General features: G+C 51.0%; 13 protein-coding genes and 1 pseudogene. 11 read left to right on the top strand and 3 right to left on the bottom strand.

What is annotated here, in order from left to right; genetic code table 11:
* Positions 1-11: 11 nt before the first annotated feature.
* The 3 genes from K3T83_RS54270 to K3T83_RS54260 all read right to left on the bottom strand — a co-directional run bounded on the left by K3T83_RS54270 (position 12) and on the right by K3T83_RS54260 (position 7,133).
* Positions 12-2,684 carry an NACHT domain-containing protein gene (locus K3T83_RS54270; RefSeq protein ID WP_220211468.1) on the bottom strand — a complete coding sequence of 891 codons (2,673 nt, stop codon included), beginning with the start codon at positions 2,682-2,684 and terminating at the stop codon, positions 12-14.
* 201 nt (positions 2,685-2,885) lie between these two features.
* A complete protein-coding gene (locus tag K3T83_RS54265; protein ID WP_220211467.1) occupies positions 2,886-4,169 on the bottom strand; it encodes an FAD-dependent oxidoreductase in 1,284 nt (427 codons plus the stop codon).
* Positions 4,170-4,379: 210 nt separating this feature from the next.
* Complete coding sequence (locus K3T83_RS54260; protein ID WP_220211466.1) at positions 4,380-7,133, bottom strand: NACHT domain-containing protein; 2,754 nt, start codon at positions 7,131-7,133, stop codon at positions 4,380-4,382.
* Positions 7,134-7,930: 797 nt separating this feature from the next.
* Here K3T83_RS54260 and K3T83_RS54255 point away from each other — a divergent pair.
* The 11 genes and pseudogenes from K3T83_RS54255 (at position 7,931) to K3T83_RS54205 (ending at position 17,459) form a co-directional block, all read left to right on the top strand.
* A complete protein-coding gene (locus K3T83_RS54255; RefSeq protein WP_220211465.1) occupies positions 7,931-8,812 on the top strand; it encodes a class I SAM-dependent methyltransferase in 882 nt (293 codons plus the stop codon).
* A 534-nt stretch (positions 8,813-9,346) separates the two neighbouring features.
* Positions 9,347-10,372 (top strand): hypothetical protein, encoded by a 1,026-nt coding sequence (locus K3T83_RS54250; protein ID WP_220211464.1) that lies wholly within the window; start codon positions 9,347-9,349, stop codon positions 10,370-10,372.
* A gap of 524 nt (positions 10,373-10,896) precedes the next feature.
* Positions 10,897-11,232 carry a hypothetical protein gene (locus K3T83_RS54245; RefSeq protein WP_220211463.1) on the top strand — a complete coding sequence of 112 codons (336 nt, stop codon included), beginning with the start codon at positions 10,897-10,899 and terminating at the stop codon, positions 11,230-11,232.
* Positions 11,233-11,383: 151 nt separating this feature from the next.
* Entirely contained in the window at positions 11,384-12,319 is a 936-nt protein-coding gene (locus K3T83_RS54240; protein ID WP_220211462.1) for an ATP-grasp domain-containing protein, read from the top strand.
* Between the two features lie 24 nt (positions 12,320-12,343).
* Positions 12,344-12,616: pseudogene (locus K3T83_RS54235) on the top strand (type III polyketide synthase); the annotation flags it as partial.
* A gap of 2 nt (positions 12,617-12,618) precedes the next feature.
* Positions 12,619-12,867 (top strand): hypothetical protein, encoded by a 249-nt coding sequence (locus K3T83_RS54230; RefSeq protein WP_220211460.1) that lies wholly within the window; start codon positions 12,619-12,621, stop codon positions 12,865-12,867.
* 6 nt (positions 12,868-12,873) lie between these two features.
* Complete coding sequence (locus tag K3T83_RS54225) at positions 12,874-14,037, top strand: cytochrome P450 (protein WP_220211459.1); 1,164 nt, start codon at positions 12,874-12,876, stop codon at positions 14,035-14,037.
* Positions 14,038-14,062: 25 nt separating this feature from the next.
* Complete coding sequence (locus K3T83_RS54220; RefSeq protein ID WP_220211458.1) at positions 14,063-14,959, top strand: alpha/beta fold hydrolase; 897 nt, start codon at positions 14,063-14,065, stop codon at positions 14,957-14,959.
* Positions 14,960-14,991: 32 nt separating this feature from the next.
* Positions 14,992-15,939, top strand: coding sequence for a pentapeptide repeat-containing protein (locus K3T83_RS54215; protein ID WP_220211457.1), 948 nt, complete (start codon positions 14,992-14,994; stop codon positions 15,937-15,939).
* Complete coding sequence (locus K3T83_RS54210) at positions 15,917-16,192, top strand: hypothetical protein (RefSeq protein ID WP_220211456.1); 276 nt, start codon at positions 15,917-15,919, stop codon at positions 16,190-16,192. The genes K3T83_RS54215 and K3T83_RS54210 overlap by 23 nt, the downstream gene beginning before the upstream one ends.
* Positions 16,182-17,459, top strand: coding sequence for a hypothetical protein (locus K3T83_RS54205; protein ID WP_220211455.1), 1,278 nt, complete (start codon positions 16,182-16,184; stop codon positions 17,457-17,459). The genes K3T83_RS54210 and K3T83_RS54205 overlap by 11 nt, the downstream gene beginning before the upstream one ends.
* The last annotated feature ends 66 nt before the right edge of the window (positions 17,460-17,525 follow it).

The raw sequence follows: 17,525 nt of genomic DNA, 5'->3' as shown, positions 1-17,525 counted from the left end.
CATGATCCTTCCTATTGCTTCGCAAAATAATCTTGAAAGAGTTGATGTGAAAACATATAGCCAGCGCCCATTTTCCGCAGAAGCGTGCGACGTACGGCCTCATCGAGATACTCACGACACCTCTGCGGCACGTCATCCTTTCGCCAGAGGAACCAGCGCAACAGATAATGCTCGATCCACGCGCGACCTCCATACGCATTCCAAAACTGGAGGGCAAGCCCAATGCCACTGACCACTCCTAACCCCACCATGAGAAAAAACCAGCCAGGAACCCCCGCGAGCCAAAAACAGATCCCGCAGCCGATCCCACTGATGATCCCACCAATAGGGGCAAAGACACCAGCAGCAAAGAGGGCATGTTTGTACGACCGATGAATGCCTTCGTTCGGTTGTGTCAGTTGATGCGGATCGGGCATCATGTCAGAGTGCCAACCGCTATTGAGCAGACTCGTCAGCAGCGCAGCGATTCCATTCATGCATCCAACGATCAGGCCATAGATCAGGCCATAGCGCCATGCATACGAGAAATTGTTGAATAAGCTGCTCATGATCACCAACACAACAATCGTTGGCAATGCAATAGCTGCGCCCAGCACCATGCCTCTTTTGATGCCTGGCATGATGTTTCTAGCCATACTCGACCAGTTCCATCGGGAGACCTCGGCAGGCTGAATGATAATTCCCGCCTTAATCAGTCTCTCAGTCATCGTGGTTGGTCCCCACATGACAGCCAACCCCACTCCAACGCACAAGGCAGCACGGAAGGGATTCCCTTCTGGAGACCCGGCCTGCAACGCGTACCACCAGAACATTCCGCAAAAACCGCTCAAGAAATACAGTACCGTATCGAGGAGGCGGTCACCCAAAGATCGCTTCAGGACATAAACGGGCTTCTCGCGTCCATCCCCACGCCCAATCAACCAGATCAATCCAAACGACAAACCTGCGTAGATCCCAATGCCTATTCCATGTTGGATGCCATAGGTCAGACTCTTTTGGACGAGTGCTAAAACGGCAATGACCAGCAATGCCGTCCCACTTCCGATGAGGAGAGAGACACGTAGTGCACCGAAGAGATTATGGAGAATGGCTCCCAGCAAGGTCTGCGTCGATCCCTTTTGCTCGACAAAGAAGCCGGCGAGCGCCTGAACCACAAAGATAATGAGTCCTAAACTTCCTCCTCCGCCCAACCCTCCTCCAACGCCCGGAGCCATCCACCCGAGGATGGTATTGCCATGAGCACTGCTGCCCAACCAAAAAAACAGACCGGGCACATCTGGCTCTGTATCGCCTCGAAAGCAAGCAAAGAGCGTCGCCTGGATGAAGAAAGAAATACATAAGAGGATACGGGCTACCCACTTTTGATACAGCATGTGCGCCTTCTTTTCTTCTAACCAGTCAGGTTGCAGTCGTTCGAGATAGAACTCTGTCTGACCATGTGCTCTCATCTGTCGTGCCAGCCAGGCTAAAAGGGACGTGACACGCTCTGCTGAATAGGACGGAGAGGCGCGTGAACCGCGCTGCCAGGCAAGCGTCACGTATTGCTCCAGAATACTTCTCCGCCACTCTTCTTGATCTCCTCTGAGAGCAATCTCTTTTTGTGTTTTGTTGTGATAGACCATCGCGCATGCACTGAGCATCAGCGGTGTTGCGACCACTTCTCGCAGCACAGGATCAGTACGTAACGCTGCTCGTAGACCGGCTAATGGTTTGCCAGCGGAGGTAAGATACTGGTTAATCTGCCTGAGAAGCAAGGGCTGAATCTCGACCGCTTTTTTGAGTTGGAATCGGCCCGTTTGCTCAAAATAACTGGCACTCCGGCAACACACCACCACTGAGACGAGTGCATGCTCCTCTCGATAGCGATTCATCTCCAAGATACAGGTTGGTTGATGCGCCACGGCAATTTCATCCAAGCCGTCCAACAACAAAATCAAGCGGTCATCTGCGATCCAGGCAGCTCCGAGAGCATAAGGAACCTGATATTTCTGCTGCAATTCTTCCAGAAGCCACTCGATGAGAGGCAGCCGTTTCTCAGTCCACGATGAGAGGTGAAACACAACTGGAATGGGATGAAGTTCGTTATGACGAGCGCGCTCTAGCAACACGTTGGTTAATTCCAAGAGGAGCGTCGTTTTGCCAGCCCCCGGCTCGCCTAAAATCAGTAGCTCACCCTCAGCAGTATCATACACTTGGACGATAGAAGTTCCTGCAGGATAGTGTTGTGGCAGACGAGCAGTGGCTTGTTCTTCGGCCTGCCAGGAATATTCGAGCGCTAACGGCTGTTCTTGCAGACCTACTCCAATGAGCGTCGATTGGGAAAGGATAGCATTTAAGACACCCTTGATCCAAAGAAAATGAACGCGGTTGAGCATGCGTCGGCGATTTTCATCGCCGATCATCCATCTCATAGGAGAGAAAGAAGTTCTCTTTGCATCCTGATGTTCCGCCTGCAATGGATGCGTGTCAGATTGCGCCTTCTGCTCATCGCCCTCTTGTAAGGAGATCTCCAAGGCCTGTTCGAGCAGAGGTCGGATGGAGAGGGAAGGGGTCGAGCGCTCCTTTTCCCAATTGCGGATCGTATCAGGAGAAACTCCAAGCAAGGTCGCCAGGGCCTCTTGTTGGAGTCCTTTTGCTTCACGGGCCTGACGAATCACGGCGGAAAAGTCAGATCTTATTTTCATGCTGCCCTCTCTAGAGAATAATGACATGATACAATCGTGCTTATTCCATTCGTTTTTCACCACCCCAAGCATTTTCTCTCTATGTCAGAAAAACAAGCATGTCCTGATATAGAGGGATTTTCCGCTTTTTTTATGAAAAACGTGTTCGGTGCTATTGAAACCTTGTATCAACGAAAGAGAGGAGAGGAGTTGGACCGACTCCTATCTTCTCCTCCGAGCGAAAACAGTGAATACAATGGATGGATCAAGAAGTGCACGTGGTGATCGAACCATATGTACCACTTCCAAAAAGATGCGCCACACATTGGGATTGGTTGGCAGGAGCGTAATTAGTGTATCAAGATAGCGTTGAACCAACCAATGTGTTCTCCGTGCTTCCGTTGCAGTTGCCATGATCCAGGGAAGGGCAAGAGCTTGAGCCACTTTCCGCTGAAAACGACGTGTAAAGCCTCTGCCTCTTGTCCAAGAAGCGTGCAAACAAGCATCAAGGAGCTGGATCTGGAGGGCAGCAACCGTCATGCCCTGTCCATAGAGAGGATTAAAGGTGCAAACGGCGTCGCCAACCACGATGAAGCCTTCTGGCCAGTGGCGTAGCGACTCAAAATGACACCAACGATTCTCTGTATGCCGATACCCATAGATCTTTGATATCGGTGAAACATCCCTGATGGCTTCCCTAATCGCTGGATCAGGAAGATGTTCAATAAAATGTCGAAATGCCTCATCGTCTTCCGGCGGGTCATCTCCTGCCAACCCCACCACCATCCCTTTTTCAACTGACATCACCACTCCTGTCTGTCTGGGAGGCGTCGTTGTTTGTGTGGCAACAAAAGGGTGGGGTGTAGCTTCATACAGCCGTGTTGCATAGCCAATTCCCGTCGGCACAAGCGTTTCTTTGGGAGCTACATATCCTCCTTCTTTCAGCCATTGTGGTGTTTTCGAGAAGCGCCCACTTGCATCAACAATGAGATCTCCTCTGAGTTCCTGGTCTGCTTGATCGTTTCTTGCGCGAGATCGGACCCCACAAACAGCTTGATGCTCAAAGAGCAGATCGGTGACCTCCTGACCTTCAAGGAAGCATATCCGCTCACACAAAGCCAGTTCCTGGCGAAGTTGCCATTCCAGCAATTCCCGTGAACAACTCCATCCTTGTAGTTGAGGTAATTGTGGAAGCGCAGGGCAACGTCCTCCATAATAATAGATTGCGTTCCCATAATCGCGCCGGATGGCCCCATTCTTGAGGAGTTTCTCTTTGATACCCGGAAATAAGGCTTCCACCACGTGTTGGCCGCGCAACAGTAAAATGTGAATGTGACGACTTTGAGGAACTCCAGGACGAAAAGCAGGGTTTGTGGGGTAGTGATCCCGCTCGATAATGGTGACGTGTTGAAAATGCCTGCTGAGAACACGAGCAGCAAGCAATCCTGCAATACTGCCACCAATGACGAGAGCGTGGGTTCCTTCCGATGGTGATGGTTGTATCATTCCTCTTTTTTTATCCTTAGAGTGTTCGTTATCTATCAACGAGTTTGATATTTTTTAAGCAATGTGTTGGCAGCGCCGCTGCTCAATGAAACGGCATATCAAAACGATGCACCATTGCCTCGCGGTTCATCGCTACACACCGAGATGGGTTGTCCCATCGCAAAGAAATGAACTGCGAGGAAGCGCCTCTCCTCGTGAAGCAACATTCCCTTATGCTCGTTTGATGATGACTGGTTCCTCTTCAGACGAGCGTGATGCCACTTCACCTCCATAAGCGGCGAAATATTCGAGAAGCATGCGATGGTGAAAGATGTAGCCTCCGCCTATCTTGCGAAGAAGAATACGGGAGGCGGCATAATCCAAAAATCGGATATAGCGCCAGGGGAGGTATTTCTCCCTCCACAAATACCAGCGAAGCAGATAATGCGCAAGGAAGGCAATACCACCTCGTAACATGGCAAATTCGAGCGCGAAGACACTGCCTAAGATGATAGCAAATCCGAGTGCCAACACAGGCCAGCCAGGAAGCGCCGCGATCAATCCAAATGCAAAGCCTACCATCCCTCCACTAGCAATCCCACCGATAGGGCCAAAGCATCCTGCCGCAAAGAGGCTATTGTACAGTGAGCGACGGATGCCTTCATTTGGTCTCATCAAATGACGCTCGTCCAACGTATTGCTTTCCCACCCACTATTCAAAATGCCTGTCAGAATACTCGCCACAGTAGCGCTCGCCCCAACAATGATCCCGTATACGCATCCATACTTCCAGGCATAAACACTGTCATGCAACAGCGATCCTGCACTCCCCAAGACGATCATGACCATGAGGAAAATCATGAGTCCGATGACCAACCCTTTAATGAGAATCCCACTCCAATTGGCAAAAGCATGGTGCCAATTCCACCTCACGATTTCAGCAGGAGAGATGGTGCCGACATCGCGAATGAGCCGTGTCCCTCCTGCAAAACCAAAGGTCAGGCCGAAGGCAATACCGACAATACCTCCATAGATGGCCCCCTGCTGTACATTTACCAACAGGGAACTCACGAGTCCAAAGCCAAGTCCTCCGCATCCCCCAATGACGATCCCATCTATTAGACGAGTCACGAGGCCGACAGAAAGAGAGGAAGCCTCCTCCCGCTCTGGAGAAACACGGAGTGTGACCACCAAGAGGCTGACCAGGCCGATGATATTTCCAGTAAAGGCTCCAAAACCAAGAGCCTGCGAGAACGCATAGGAGAGATCCTGGCGGATCGCAAAAAAGAAGAGGCCGCAAAGGCTCCCAATACATCCTCCACTGACGATCCCATTCCGCAGTCCGATGAGCAGACTCTTCACAAGTTGTGCTCGCAAAGCGGCCCATGAGACTTGCTGAGAAGAACCACTCACGTCTATTAATAACGTGACCACGATAAACACCAGACCTAAAATCATTCCAAACATGCCCCCCCCTTCTAATCCTCCACCCAGTCCGGGGGCCATCCATCCCAGGATCGCATTTCCCGGTCCACTTCCAAGCAACCCAAGCAACCCGTCACCAACGCCTCTCATATTGCCAGGCTCAGGCTTTCCCCCAAAGATCCAGGCGAAGAGCGCTCCAATGATGGTACACTGGAGCGCATAGATGCTTCGGATGATGGTAGTGCGATAGCCTCGTTGAGCCGATGCATCGTCCAACAAATCTGGCTGCATGCGCTCGACATAGAATTCTGTCTGACCATGAAGCAGCATGTGCTTCGCAAGCCACGCTAAATACGATTTCGTCTGTTGAAGCTTGGCTTCCTTTTTGAAAGATCCTCGCTGTTCCAGTACGCGTTCGATGTAGTTCTCCAAGATCATTTGACGCCGTTCCGCGACAGAATGCAGCGCAAGCATACTGGAAATAGGCTGATCATGATAGGTGGCGGCAATGGTCGAGAGCATGAGTGGCGTTGATGCAACATCGCGCAAAATAGGATCTTGTTGCAATGCGACGCGCACAGCAGTGAGGTCCTTCCCCGCTTGCGTTAAATAGGCGTCAATTTGCTCCGCAGTTAAAGGCTGCACCTCTACCGCAGTGCTGAGCAGTAAACGCATGGATTGACGGAAATAATCTGCCTTGCGACAACAGACAACCATAGCCATCATTCCATGTTCCTGCCGATAGCTATTGATCGCCTCGATACAACTGCTCAGCGAGGAAGCAACAACCTCGTCTAATCCGTCCAGAAGAGGAAGGATCTGATGACCGACCACCCATTCCTGTGCCAGTCTCTTCGGGATCTGATATTTCGTCTGCAACTCTTCTATCATCCACCCTTGCAGAGGAAGAGATTTTTTTGCCCACGACGAGAGATTAAACACCACAGGCAGAGGATGCGCATCATTCCTTTCTGCTCGCTGCAGCAAATCTTTCGTCAAATCCAGTAAGAGCGTTGTTTTTCCGGCACCAGGCTCTCCCAATACGAGAATTTCTTCGTTATATTCGTCGTACACTTTTGTCAAGCTCGTTCCTGGTGGCAAATGCCGCTCAGGCACCTGGCTGCTTTCTTGAACCACTAATCGCCAAGGATTTGCAACGGCATGGGGCCGTTCACGCAACCCAAGCCGGATCAGCGTCGCCAAGTAAAGGGAATTTTCCAACACCCCCCTGATCCATCTCAAATGCACGCGATTGAGCATCTGCATGCGATTCTTCTCTTTCAGGCTTTGCTGTGTGGAGGCAGTGACTTCATAGGGAACCCTCGTAGCCGCATCAGGTTGTGTGGAAATCAGAGCAGGAGTGGTTTCCTGCTGCTCTTGTAAAGAGATTTCCAGGACCGTTTCAAGCAAGGGCCGAATCGAGATAGCCGGTGTCGAGCGTCCATTTTCCCAGTTGCGCACCGTGTTGGTGGAAACCTCAAGCCTGGCTGCCAACGCTGCTTGTGACAATCCAAGCTTTTCACGTGCCTGGCGGATGAGCATTGGTACGTTTTCTTTCATGGCTGCTTCCTCGCGAGGTACATTCTATCATCATGATGAATGGATGGACGGATGAAATAGGTGCATAAGTTGATTTATTTGAATACATCCTTCTTCTTTCAGACATTTCCAATAACAAGGAAAATACAAAACAACCATCTGTCATTGAGAGTGTCCATAGTTCTGCTTCTTTCATAAGAGGGTCGGTAAGTGAAATAAGTCCGACCGAAAGAATATCCGGTAGAAAAATAGGATATAAGGAACCATGCGGCTTTATCTTTATCTACTGTATAGTATTTCTTGTGCAATGTCAAGAACAAAAGTGTCAAGTTTAATGACAACTGGCAAATATGACAGCTTTTAGCGAAAGATTTCACTCGATCGCTAGCACATTCCAAACATTTGCATGACATTGTTGGTTTCATGTCAAGAAAAAGTAATTAATTTATTCTTCTTGAAGAGAACAATGTTAAAACCGCGTTACAAAACATCTTGAGAACCACGAAGAAAGGCTTATATACCAGGAGCAGGAGAACTGCACAGTAAACCAACTGCAACAACCTTTTCTCACTTCATCTCCGCCTCACGAGTCCAATGCATTGGATTATGCATCGTGAGTTCTGTCCACCTGCTTCAAAGCATCATCAGAGCAAAGAATACGTTTCCCTCTATCATTTTGTTCACAGACAGCACCATCTCTCCGTCCTGTCAAAACTATGCATGTGCTTCTTCTGTTACAATTGCTAGACAAGAACCGTACAAGCTACTATACTACAGGCAAAACATTGTCCGCAGTATCTCCTAGAGGAGAACACTCAATGAACTCAGAACCCGCAAACAATAACACATACATCTTCGATCCGGAGAGTCCCACGGAGATGGCGCGTTTGATCAATCAGGATCGTGTGATGACACAGGCCATGGGAGGAGCACTTCCCAATATCGCTGATCTTTCCAATATGCGCTCTGTTCTTGATCTTGGTTGTGGTCCTGGCGGCTGGGCTATGGATGTAGCCTTTCAGCTTCCTGAAGCTGAAGTGACAGGGGTAGATGTAAGCCGTATCATGATCGACTACGCCAATGCACGTGCAGACACACACGACCTTCCAAACGTCATATTTAAGCAGATGGATATCACCCAGCCATTCGCGTTTCCAGATGCCTCTTTCGATCTGGTCAACCAACGGTTTCTTGGTACTGTACTCAAACGAGAAGCCTGGCTTCCGTTTCTCAAAGAATGTACGCGTGTCCTGCGACCGGGGGGACAGTTGCGCCTGACGGAGATGGTAGGAGAAGGGATGACGTCCAGCGCTGCAGTCAATCACTTCATGCGCCTCATTGTTAAATTGTTTTGGAAGATTGGATATGGGTTCTCGCCAGATGGAGAATCCTGGGGCATTGTGCATGCTTTCCCTCAGTTGTTACGTGCGCTGGGACATGATTACATTCAGATATTTGGATACGGCCTGGAGTATTCTTTCAATACAACTGCCTGGTCAGATCAGTATCATAACATAGAAATATCAGGCATACAGATCAAGCAGACGATGGTCGATTTTGGCCTGATCTCATCAAAAGACTTTGATTACCTCCATCAACAAGCGATCATTGACATGCACCAAAAGGATTTCCAGGGCCTCATTTCTCTGCACACTTTTTTAGCACGCAAGCCCATCGAAGTGGAAGAAGTAACGAAGTGAACAAGAAGAAATGGTGAGAATGGCGAAGAATCATACTTGCATATGCCATATTGCAAGTATAACGAGTAAGCTACAAGATATCAGGCGTGGTTCCCTTGTATCGGCTCAAGATGAGAGATTCAGACTCAGTCTTGAGCCAATTGGGTCCCCTCGGACATCTCTGTCGCAAAAACGAGGCACTCATGCTCCGCTACCTTGTCCCTCTACGGGAGATGCGCTTCAAACCATTCGCCGACAACCCTTGCCAGCTTTCCTCATTAGGAATATTCCCGTTTACACAAACGAAAGCAACAGCAGATGCATGCAACGCGAGGTTGAAGGCGACGAATCCGATAAAGTATACTGAACGATATCATGCACTGGTGAGCTGAAATGTGGCTATCGCGATTATGTAAGACAATGGTCAAAGCAAGCATTACTGACTTGCCTCTCTGCTTACACATCCACCGTGACATATGGTCAGTCATCTGTCATTCTTGACAAATCAGAAGCATATGCTATGCTACACACACGTTTTGAGAAAGGAGATCACCAATGACAACAGTGGAGGGCGATTGGAAGGTAATTCTCAGAGAGGTTTTTGAAAAGAAGCCTTCGGAAAGACAACGTATCGCGACAGAAGTCAATACGAGTATCAGGTCTCTCTATCGCTGGACATTACCCAAATCACAAGGGGGAAGTGACCCGGCCAATCCAGCCTCCATCCGCGCCCTCGCGACTGCTGTTCCTCCTGAGTATCAAAAAGCTATGAAGCGCGAACTTCAAAGCGCATTTCCACATGCCTTTACGCCAGTTGAGCTTCTAAACTTGGATAAAACTGTCCCCGATGATTTTATCTGGCGTATCTACAAGACGAAGACAGACTCCGCTAGCACCACAAGACGATGGTCCGTGAGTAGTCTCGTACTGAAGCAGATTATCGAGCATCTTGACCCGGACCGCCTTGGAATGGCGGCTATCGTTGGTCGATGTCTCCGTCATCCTGATTCATCAAAAGTTGAGTGGCTGTTTTTACAGGCCGAGGGGCAAGGAAGCCATCATTGGATTAATAGCCAACTTCTCCATCATGTCTTTGCCGGACGAGAATCATGGGTTGGACTCAGTATTGTCAGAGGGCATCCTTTAATCCTGCAGTCCGTGAATCTTTCCTCTCCGCTCGATCCAGAACCGATGCAAACAACCCGCTATTTTTGTGACGCAGACAAGATAAAAAGCATGGCTGCGTTTCCTCTGATACGGAGCCGTTGTTGTGCTGGAGGACTCTTGGTAGTCAGTGCTCAGGAATATTTCTTTTCGCCGACGCGGCAACAATTGTTGGAGAAGTATGTCCTCTTACTTGCAGATGCATTCGTTGAGCAAGACTTTTTCCCCTTCGATGCGATGCAATTGCAGATAGCACCTGCACCTGAGCAACAACGTGTGGTCCTCAAACCGTTCCAAGAACAAGTCGCTCATTTCTTGCAGACTGGTATGACCGTTGGGGTAATGATACCCTACTCGCAAGCAGAGGAGACTGTCCTCTCTCATATACAAAAGCTCCTCCTTCCCGAACAACCTTGACAAATGGACTTCCACTTCGTTAAGCAACCTGACACAAAGAGAATCTCAGCTTTCAGGATAGCTGATTGAGCTATATTTGATTTTATTCTCTATTTCTATTCCATTCATTGTAAAACATTCGTCTCCCGATCATCTTTGCTTCTTATTTCCTCAGGTGCGCCTCCAGCTACTTCAGTCTCATGAGAAGGTTTCCCACGAAAAAGCCTACCAGTGTGTCCCTCCCTTGTAGAGGGAAAATCAAAAGCGATGAGAAGGAAGATAACGTTTGCGGCAGGTTGATAGACACTTCTCTGCCATCAATTTGCTCTGTTTTTACTACTCTGAGACTGATTTGACGATAAATTCACCCTTTCTTGACGGTAAATTCACGCTTCGTTGACTTCCAAAAAGAGCTGCGAGCAGGCATACTCCTGGAAGAAACATGCTTCGCATGCGTCTTGCTCTTTCAAGTGATTGCAGAAAGTGTCGAGGTGCTTCTTGAAAGAACTGACCGGTATTTAAGTCATGCATGAAGGAGATTTTTTATGTTACCAGCAGTAGACTGCCTATCGCCAGATGGACAGTTTTGGGCGATAGCAGGGCGGCACAATACCGTTGACATCTACCGACGAACGAATGAACGCTTGCCTCTGCCCTCTCTACGCGAAGGACACACGACTGAGGAAGGCTGGGAAAAATGGTTGACTTCCTATCTCCATAGAGATGGAGTCTACAATCGTCCTGGTCACGTTTGCAAGCTCGCCTGGCTTGGGAACAGGACGATTTGTACAGAGAGTAACGCCGGTTCAATCTATATTTGGCATGCCCTGGATGGCGTACATCTGGCCACTAAACAAATTGCACGAGACGCACGACCATGAGGATGATGCGTGCGCTCTGGTATGGGGCAATAAAAACGCTTCCTCCTCCCGTGCGTGGAGGCCTCGTCGGTCTCCTATTTTTTACGGTCTTTTTGTCCCTTCTCTTGTGTGCAATTTTGGCTATTGCACATCGTTCATGAAGGAGATCTCTATGCGAGTTGTGTTAGCAACAAGCCGTCCTTTTTTCCGTCTTACACCTCTCACTGACGAAGCCGTGCTACGAGAAGCGCTGGTGAGGCAGGGCGCTGAGGTACATATCGTTCCCTGGGAAGAGATCTGCTATGATTGGAGTCGTGCAGATATTGTTCTGCTCTCATCGACGTGGAACTACTACGAACACAAACAGCGTTTTCTTTCCTGGTGCGAGGCTATTTCCCAATGCACGCTTCTGCTCAATCCGCTGCCTGTTATCCAGTGGAATATCGAAAAACTTCAGTATTTTGCAGATCTTGCGGCGGCGCGCATTCCGCTTATTTCCACTATCCCGCTCAAAAAACACGAGGCATATGATCTGCTCGCCCTGCTCACCCACCATGGATGGTCACAGGCTGTGATCAAACCATCCTGTTCTGCCAATAGCAACGGCACCTACCGTATCGAGAAGCAACGAATACAAGAAGCAGGGCAGTATTTACGCGACCTTCTGTGTGCAGGCGATGTGCTGCTCCAACCCTACATCACCAATGTCTCTAGAGAGCGCGAAAGAAGCCACGTTTTTATTGACGGCACATGGTCGCATGCTTTTCTCAAACGTCCATTTGCTCCGCGAGGAAGAGTCCCTCTAGAAGAACCGATGCTTCCACAAGATGTTTCTGGCCTACAACAGGAAATCGAGCTTGCTACCCACATCCTTCAGATCGCCGAGCAGTTGATCGGATGCTCCTTGCTCTACGGGCGTGTGGACATCATCAAGGATGATCAGGGGATTCTGCGTTTAATGGAATTGGAACTCATGGAGCCATACAAGCACCTGGAGTACGCTGGTGCAGCTGAGCGTCTCTCACAAGCACTCGTCAAGATGTATCAGAACAAGGAAGAGTATGAAGACAGGTTAGGAATACATCCTGTCTGCTCCTCGACTGCTTGAGAAGGCGAGCAGGGCTTCTCCGAACCACAGGATATTCAGTTCGTGGTTTCCCATACCGGTGGCCCTCGCGTTCTTGAGGAAGTTGAACGCCACTTGGGAGTTGAGAGGCACCTCCTCGCGGCCAGTTGGGAATCGCTGGCACAGATAGGCAATGGCTCATCTGGGACGGTATCCGACGTCCTCCGTCGCCACTTTGAAGATCGCTATCGTCCAACGAACGGAGCGCACGGGCTGATCCTCGGGATGGGACCTGGTTCTACCATCGTGGCAGTGACTGGGCAGTGGCAGGAGGCATGACGATGAGTTGGGAATTGTTCGGGGTCAATTGGCTCACGATCGTCATTGTGATCGCCCTTCTGGCCCTTTTTGTCCTTCTGGCTCTTTTGATCGCGACAGCTGGCAAAAACGCTCTCTTCAAGGAATTGTTCAAACATCTGTCACCTCCCATCGTTGATGGAAACGTGGTGACCCGCCGCAGATCAGCAGGCAAAAAGAATGCTGGAGAGGCAAAGGGAGCTTTGCCTCTCCAACGAAACAGAGAAAGATAAACTACGATGCAACAGTGTTTTCCACCCATTGATCATGATCAGTATGCTCGCTATGCGCTGATGCGAGCGGAGAGTCCCCACTTTTTCAATGCACAGAGTGGCATTTGGGAGATCTTTGATTATCGTACAGTGAAACGCGTCCTCAATTCCGAGGAGTTTTCTTCGCACATTGTCACAGATGACATCCCAACCTTGCTCCCGTCAGATCGGTCGCTCATCTTTTTGGATGGAACCGATCACCGCCGATTGCGCAAACTCATCCAACCAGCCTTCTCCTCACAGGCTATTGCTCTGTGGATCACACGCATCTGCACCATTGCTCAGGAATTACTCGCTCCTCTCCTGAAGCAGGGCACCATGGAAGTTGTTCGCGATTTCGCTGCCCCTCTCCCGGCCCGGGTCATTGCGGAGATGCTTGGAGTCCCCTTCGAGGATTTTGCAGATTTTGAGCGCTGGTCGGCTGCCGCCTCGGAGTCAGCACAGTGGCAACTAAGGGGTGAGGAGTGGCTTACCACAATGCGCGAAATGCATGCCTATTTTCAGACCATCATCCGGCAACGTCGGCATCGCGCGTGCAACGATCTCATCAGCCATCTCGTGGCAGCGAATATCGATGGGGTTGCTCTCTCCGATGAGGAGATTCAATCCTTCTGTGTCTTATTGTTGGCCGCCGGCATTGAAACGACGAGAGAGCTGATCAGTATGATTTTTCTCTGTCTCTCCTCGGTTCCAGAGCTAGAACCTCAGCTACGAACGTATCCGTCCCGGCAGAAGCAGGCGATTGAAGAAATCATGCGCTATCGTGCCCCGGTCCAATTCCAAATACGCCGAGCGGTCCACGATGTCTCCCTGCCTGATGGCGCGTGCATTGCCGCTGGCAGTATCGTCATCCCGTATATCGCGAGCGCGAACCGCGACGAGCAGGTGTTTCCTCACGCCGACCAGCTCGATATTCTACGCGATCTGGAACCCCATCATCTTGCCTTTGGGCACGCTGGCGCGCATTTTTGTGTCGGAGCACCGCTGGCACGCCTGGAAGCAAAGATCGCGCTTCAGTTGATCCTGGAGCGTCTGCGCGGCATTGAGCGCATCGACGAGAACGCATTAGAAAGCACTGGCATCGCATTTGGAGGCGTAAAGGCATTACATGTTCGCTTTGTTCGCGCGTAGTCTGCGCATGGAGAAAGAGAAAAAGATGGTATTGCATCAAGGAGTCGCTCCTGGATCTTTTATTCCAGGACCAGAAGGCATTGCGCTGTATGTAGAAACCTATGGATCGCCCACGGCGCGCCGCGTCCTCCTGCTGACGCCGGGAGGCTTTCAAGCAACCGTCTGTTACCGCCATTTTAAGCGTTTTGCCCAAGAAGGGTATCAGATCGTCGTCTGGGACCCACCTATGCAAGGGCTTTCGGGGCCATTGGAACCGAACAAGGAATTTTCTGCGACCTGTGCGACTGACTGCCTCCAGGCGGTTATCTCGCACTTCCACCTGCATGAGCGTGAGACCATCCTGGTCAGCTGGTCGCTCGGGACCACCACGACGCTCCATTTCCTCCAAACGCATCCAGAGGCACAGCAGTACGTGATTGGTGTGGTGCTCATCGCTGGGCTGCTCAGTCTCCCGGCCTATTTTTCCTATCTTTCCGAACATGACCCGAAGTTGTTCCATCTGCTCACGCGTCTCCAATCTCCTGACCTGTCAATCAGCTTTCCTGCGGTCGGCGAGTTTATCGAGAGGCTCACGTCTCGCGCATTTACCGAGAGCCTCACCTCTACTCCGCTTGCCCTGGAAGACTGGTATTTACTCCGTGGCAGTACCATGTTTTCCTTTGGCCGACGCGGCAGCATGCCGACGTCCTCCCTTGAGCACCTGCTTCCTCAAGAACTCTTGGCAGCGCTGCCCCTGCCTATTTGCTTGGTGCAAGGACGGCTGGACCGTCTTGTCCCGGTTGACTATATCAGGCAGATCATTGAGGCGGTCCCTGACCTGCTCTACTACGAGTACGATTGTGGTCATGCGCCATTTCTTGAACTGCCCGAGCAGGTCTTGCGCGATTTGAGTTTTTTTTTCAACGAACCCAGGAACGCCTGATGTTGTTGAGCGAACTGCGAGAGGAAATCAGAGTGAGCGATCAACCATTGACACATGTCTCCTGGACGGAGCAGCGTCTCGCTGGAAAAACAGTCTGGCAGTGGCTTTCGCTGCTCCTCATTCCTCTGCTGCTGTGGTATGGCACGATCTGGATGATCTTCTTACATATGAGCAGGCAGAGCATCATCACTGTGCACGTCCACGCGCAAGAAAGCGTCCTAGAGCAATATTCTCAACAGATTGACACGCTGCTCCTTGAGCACCACCTCAGGCAATCGTTTCCAGGCATGGAGGTGAGCGATATTGCGCATGCACGCACACTGAACGTCCTCAAGGAAGTTGATGCACCTCATCGCAGACTGGTCATTGCCTATCTCAGCGATCTGCACCTGATCCAGGGAGGATATATGGATAGTCGGGGGATGTGGCAGGCGACTGGCGTGACGATCGGGCTGTGGGATGCCGATCTGAGCGGAGTCGATCTGGGAGGGATCGATCTGAGCGGCGCACAGCTTGAACGCGCGGATCTGGATGATGCCAATCTGACTGGAGCAAACCTTCGCGGGGCTGATCTGGCGGATGCCCGTCTTGCCAGGGCAAACCTGTCCCGCATTGATCTACGCGATGCCCAGCTGATCCAAGCAGATCTTACAGGAGCCACACTCACCAATGGAGAGGTGCAGGGGGCCACTCTCGAACGTGCAGAGATGCGTGGCGCGACGCTCCTGCAGGCCAATCTTGCGGAAGCCTCCCTGTGGCACGCCCACGTCCTGAAAGGGCACCTCTCCCGTGTGTTTTCGCTTTCGGGAACGACACTCTCTGACGGATCACGCTGTCACACACTGGCTGATCTCACCAATACAACACAACAAGCTGAAAATCGAGATGCCTGCCTCGCATCTTTCCAGGAAGAGGCCAGGCGAGCACCCAGGATGCTGCCAAGAGGAGAAGGACGCCATGTCACTGCACAAGGAGCCTGATACGACCGCACTCGAACACCTGCTTATGTCCCTGCTCCGAGAAATCGTCGGAGACGCTCACATTGATCAGGATTCCGCCATTGGCACCGTCCTCATCGAGCATTTTATCCAGCTCGCGGCTCGCGAAGAAGTGCCACTCGATCACGAGCTGTTGGCACACAATCCCACGATCCACCAACTTGCTCAGCGACTGCTCGCTATGCCAGAACAGCGACACGCAACACCAGGAGGAGAAACAGGACATGCATCATGAAACGCCACTCATTCCGTTGTCGATACTAAGAACAGGCGATGTAAAGCAACGGTTGCTTTTCGGATCATCTCCTGTGGAGTTCCATGCAGGTGCAAACAAGGCCGCAAACAAGGCAGTGCGACTCCTGAGTGCGGTACAACGCGCTGGTGTCCTCGCACCGCAGGTGTGCTTGGGCCAGGCGCACATCACCCATACGCTCTCGGGCAATTGTTTCATCGAACTCTCCATTCCGGAGCGTGCTGCTACCTGGTATGTGCATCCCTGTTTCCTCGCCCCACGCCAATTGGATGGACAGAAACAGGCAATGCCACCGATGAGCCAAGAGCGTTTTGATCCAGCCTGTCAAGTGATCACCATCGGGATGTGTTTATTTGGAGCTTCCTCCGTCCTGGTCCATACCCGGCGTCACACCAGCCATCATCTGACGAATGCGTATGAAATGGCAGCGATTGACAGTCCGATTACACGCATTCAGATCAATCCACAGCTCCATCCCTACGAAATTGAGACGCTTCGACGCTTCACGAGCTTTCTCCGCCAGGCTCTTCCTCCCAACCGACAGATGGTGATTCACTTTCACATCCCAACTATAGAATATTGGTTGTTTGCTCTCTCAGTGTACGAGGCCGGCCTCTTTGATCCGCATCTCATGCTGCAGTGGTTCGATGCCGTGGAGCGGCGAGCGACGGCCATCACCACGTTCTTTACCAGGATGGCCCCACAAGGGGCGACAGTCCGGGTAGTGTCTCCCCTCTCGCCGCTCAAAGAACTCTTGCGCCACTGGATTGGGTGTGGTGAACGCCACGTGCGAAGCAACATGCTGGACGTGCTGACAGCGCATCCCGCCTGGTCTGCGCTGCTGGGCACCGTCGTGGCTCTCGCACAACCAGAACAGGCCGTCCAAAGTAGAAAAGCAGTGACGAGAAAACCACTCGACCACCTGGATGGCATCGATATCGGCCATCTGTCGTATGTCATGACCCAGGCAAACGCTCTTGATGAAAGCAATGGATCAGTGATTCATTTGTATGGTCCAGAGGAACTTCCGATCCTGCTCCACACGACGAAATTGCTCCGAAGAGCGCCAGCCGCGAAAGCATTTCTGGGACTGTATGTTCATCCCCAAGTGCTTGTGCCACCAGGGAAGGGTCTCTATGGAAAACATCTCCTGTTCTGGCTCAATGAGGGAAGGGATGACGCCACAACACAACAAGGAGAGGATGGCAACTTATCCACCTCCCTTCATGAGGTAGAGACGAGCGTATGATGCTTTGCCGTTTGTACAACACCAGACGTACGCTGCTACGCATGTGTTGAGAAAGATTGTGCTGTA

Source organism: Reticulibacter mediterranei, from assembly GCF_016587455.1.
Note: the sequence above shows the minus strand (reverse complement) of the source record. Positions and strands in the feature narration are given on the sequence as shown.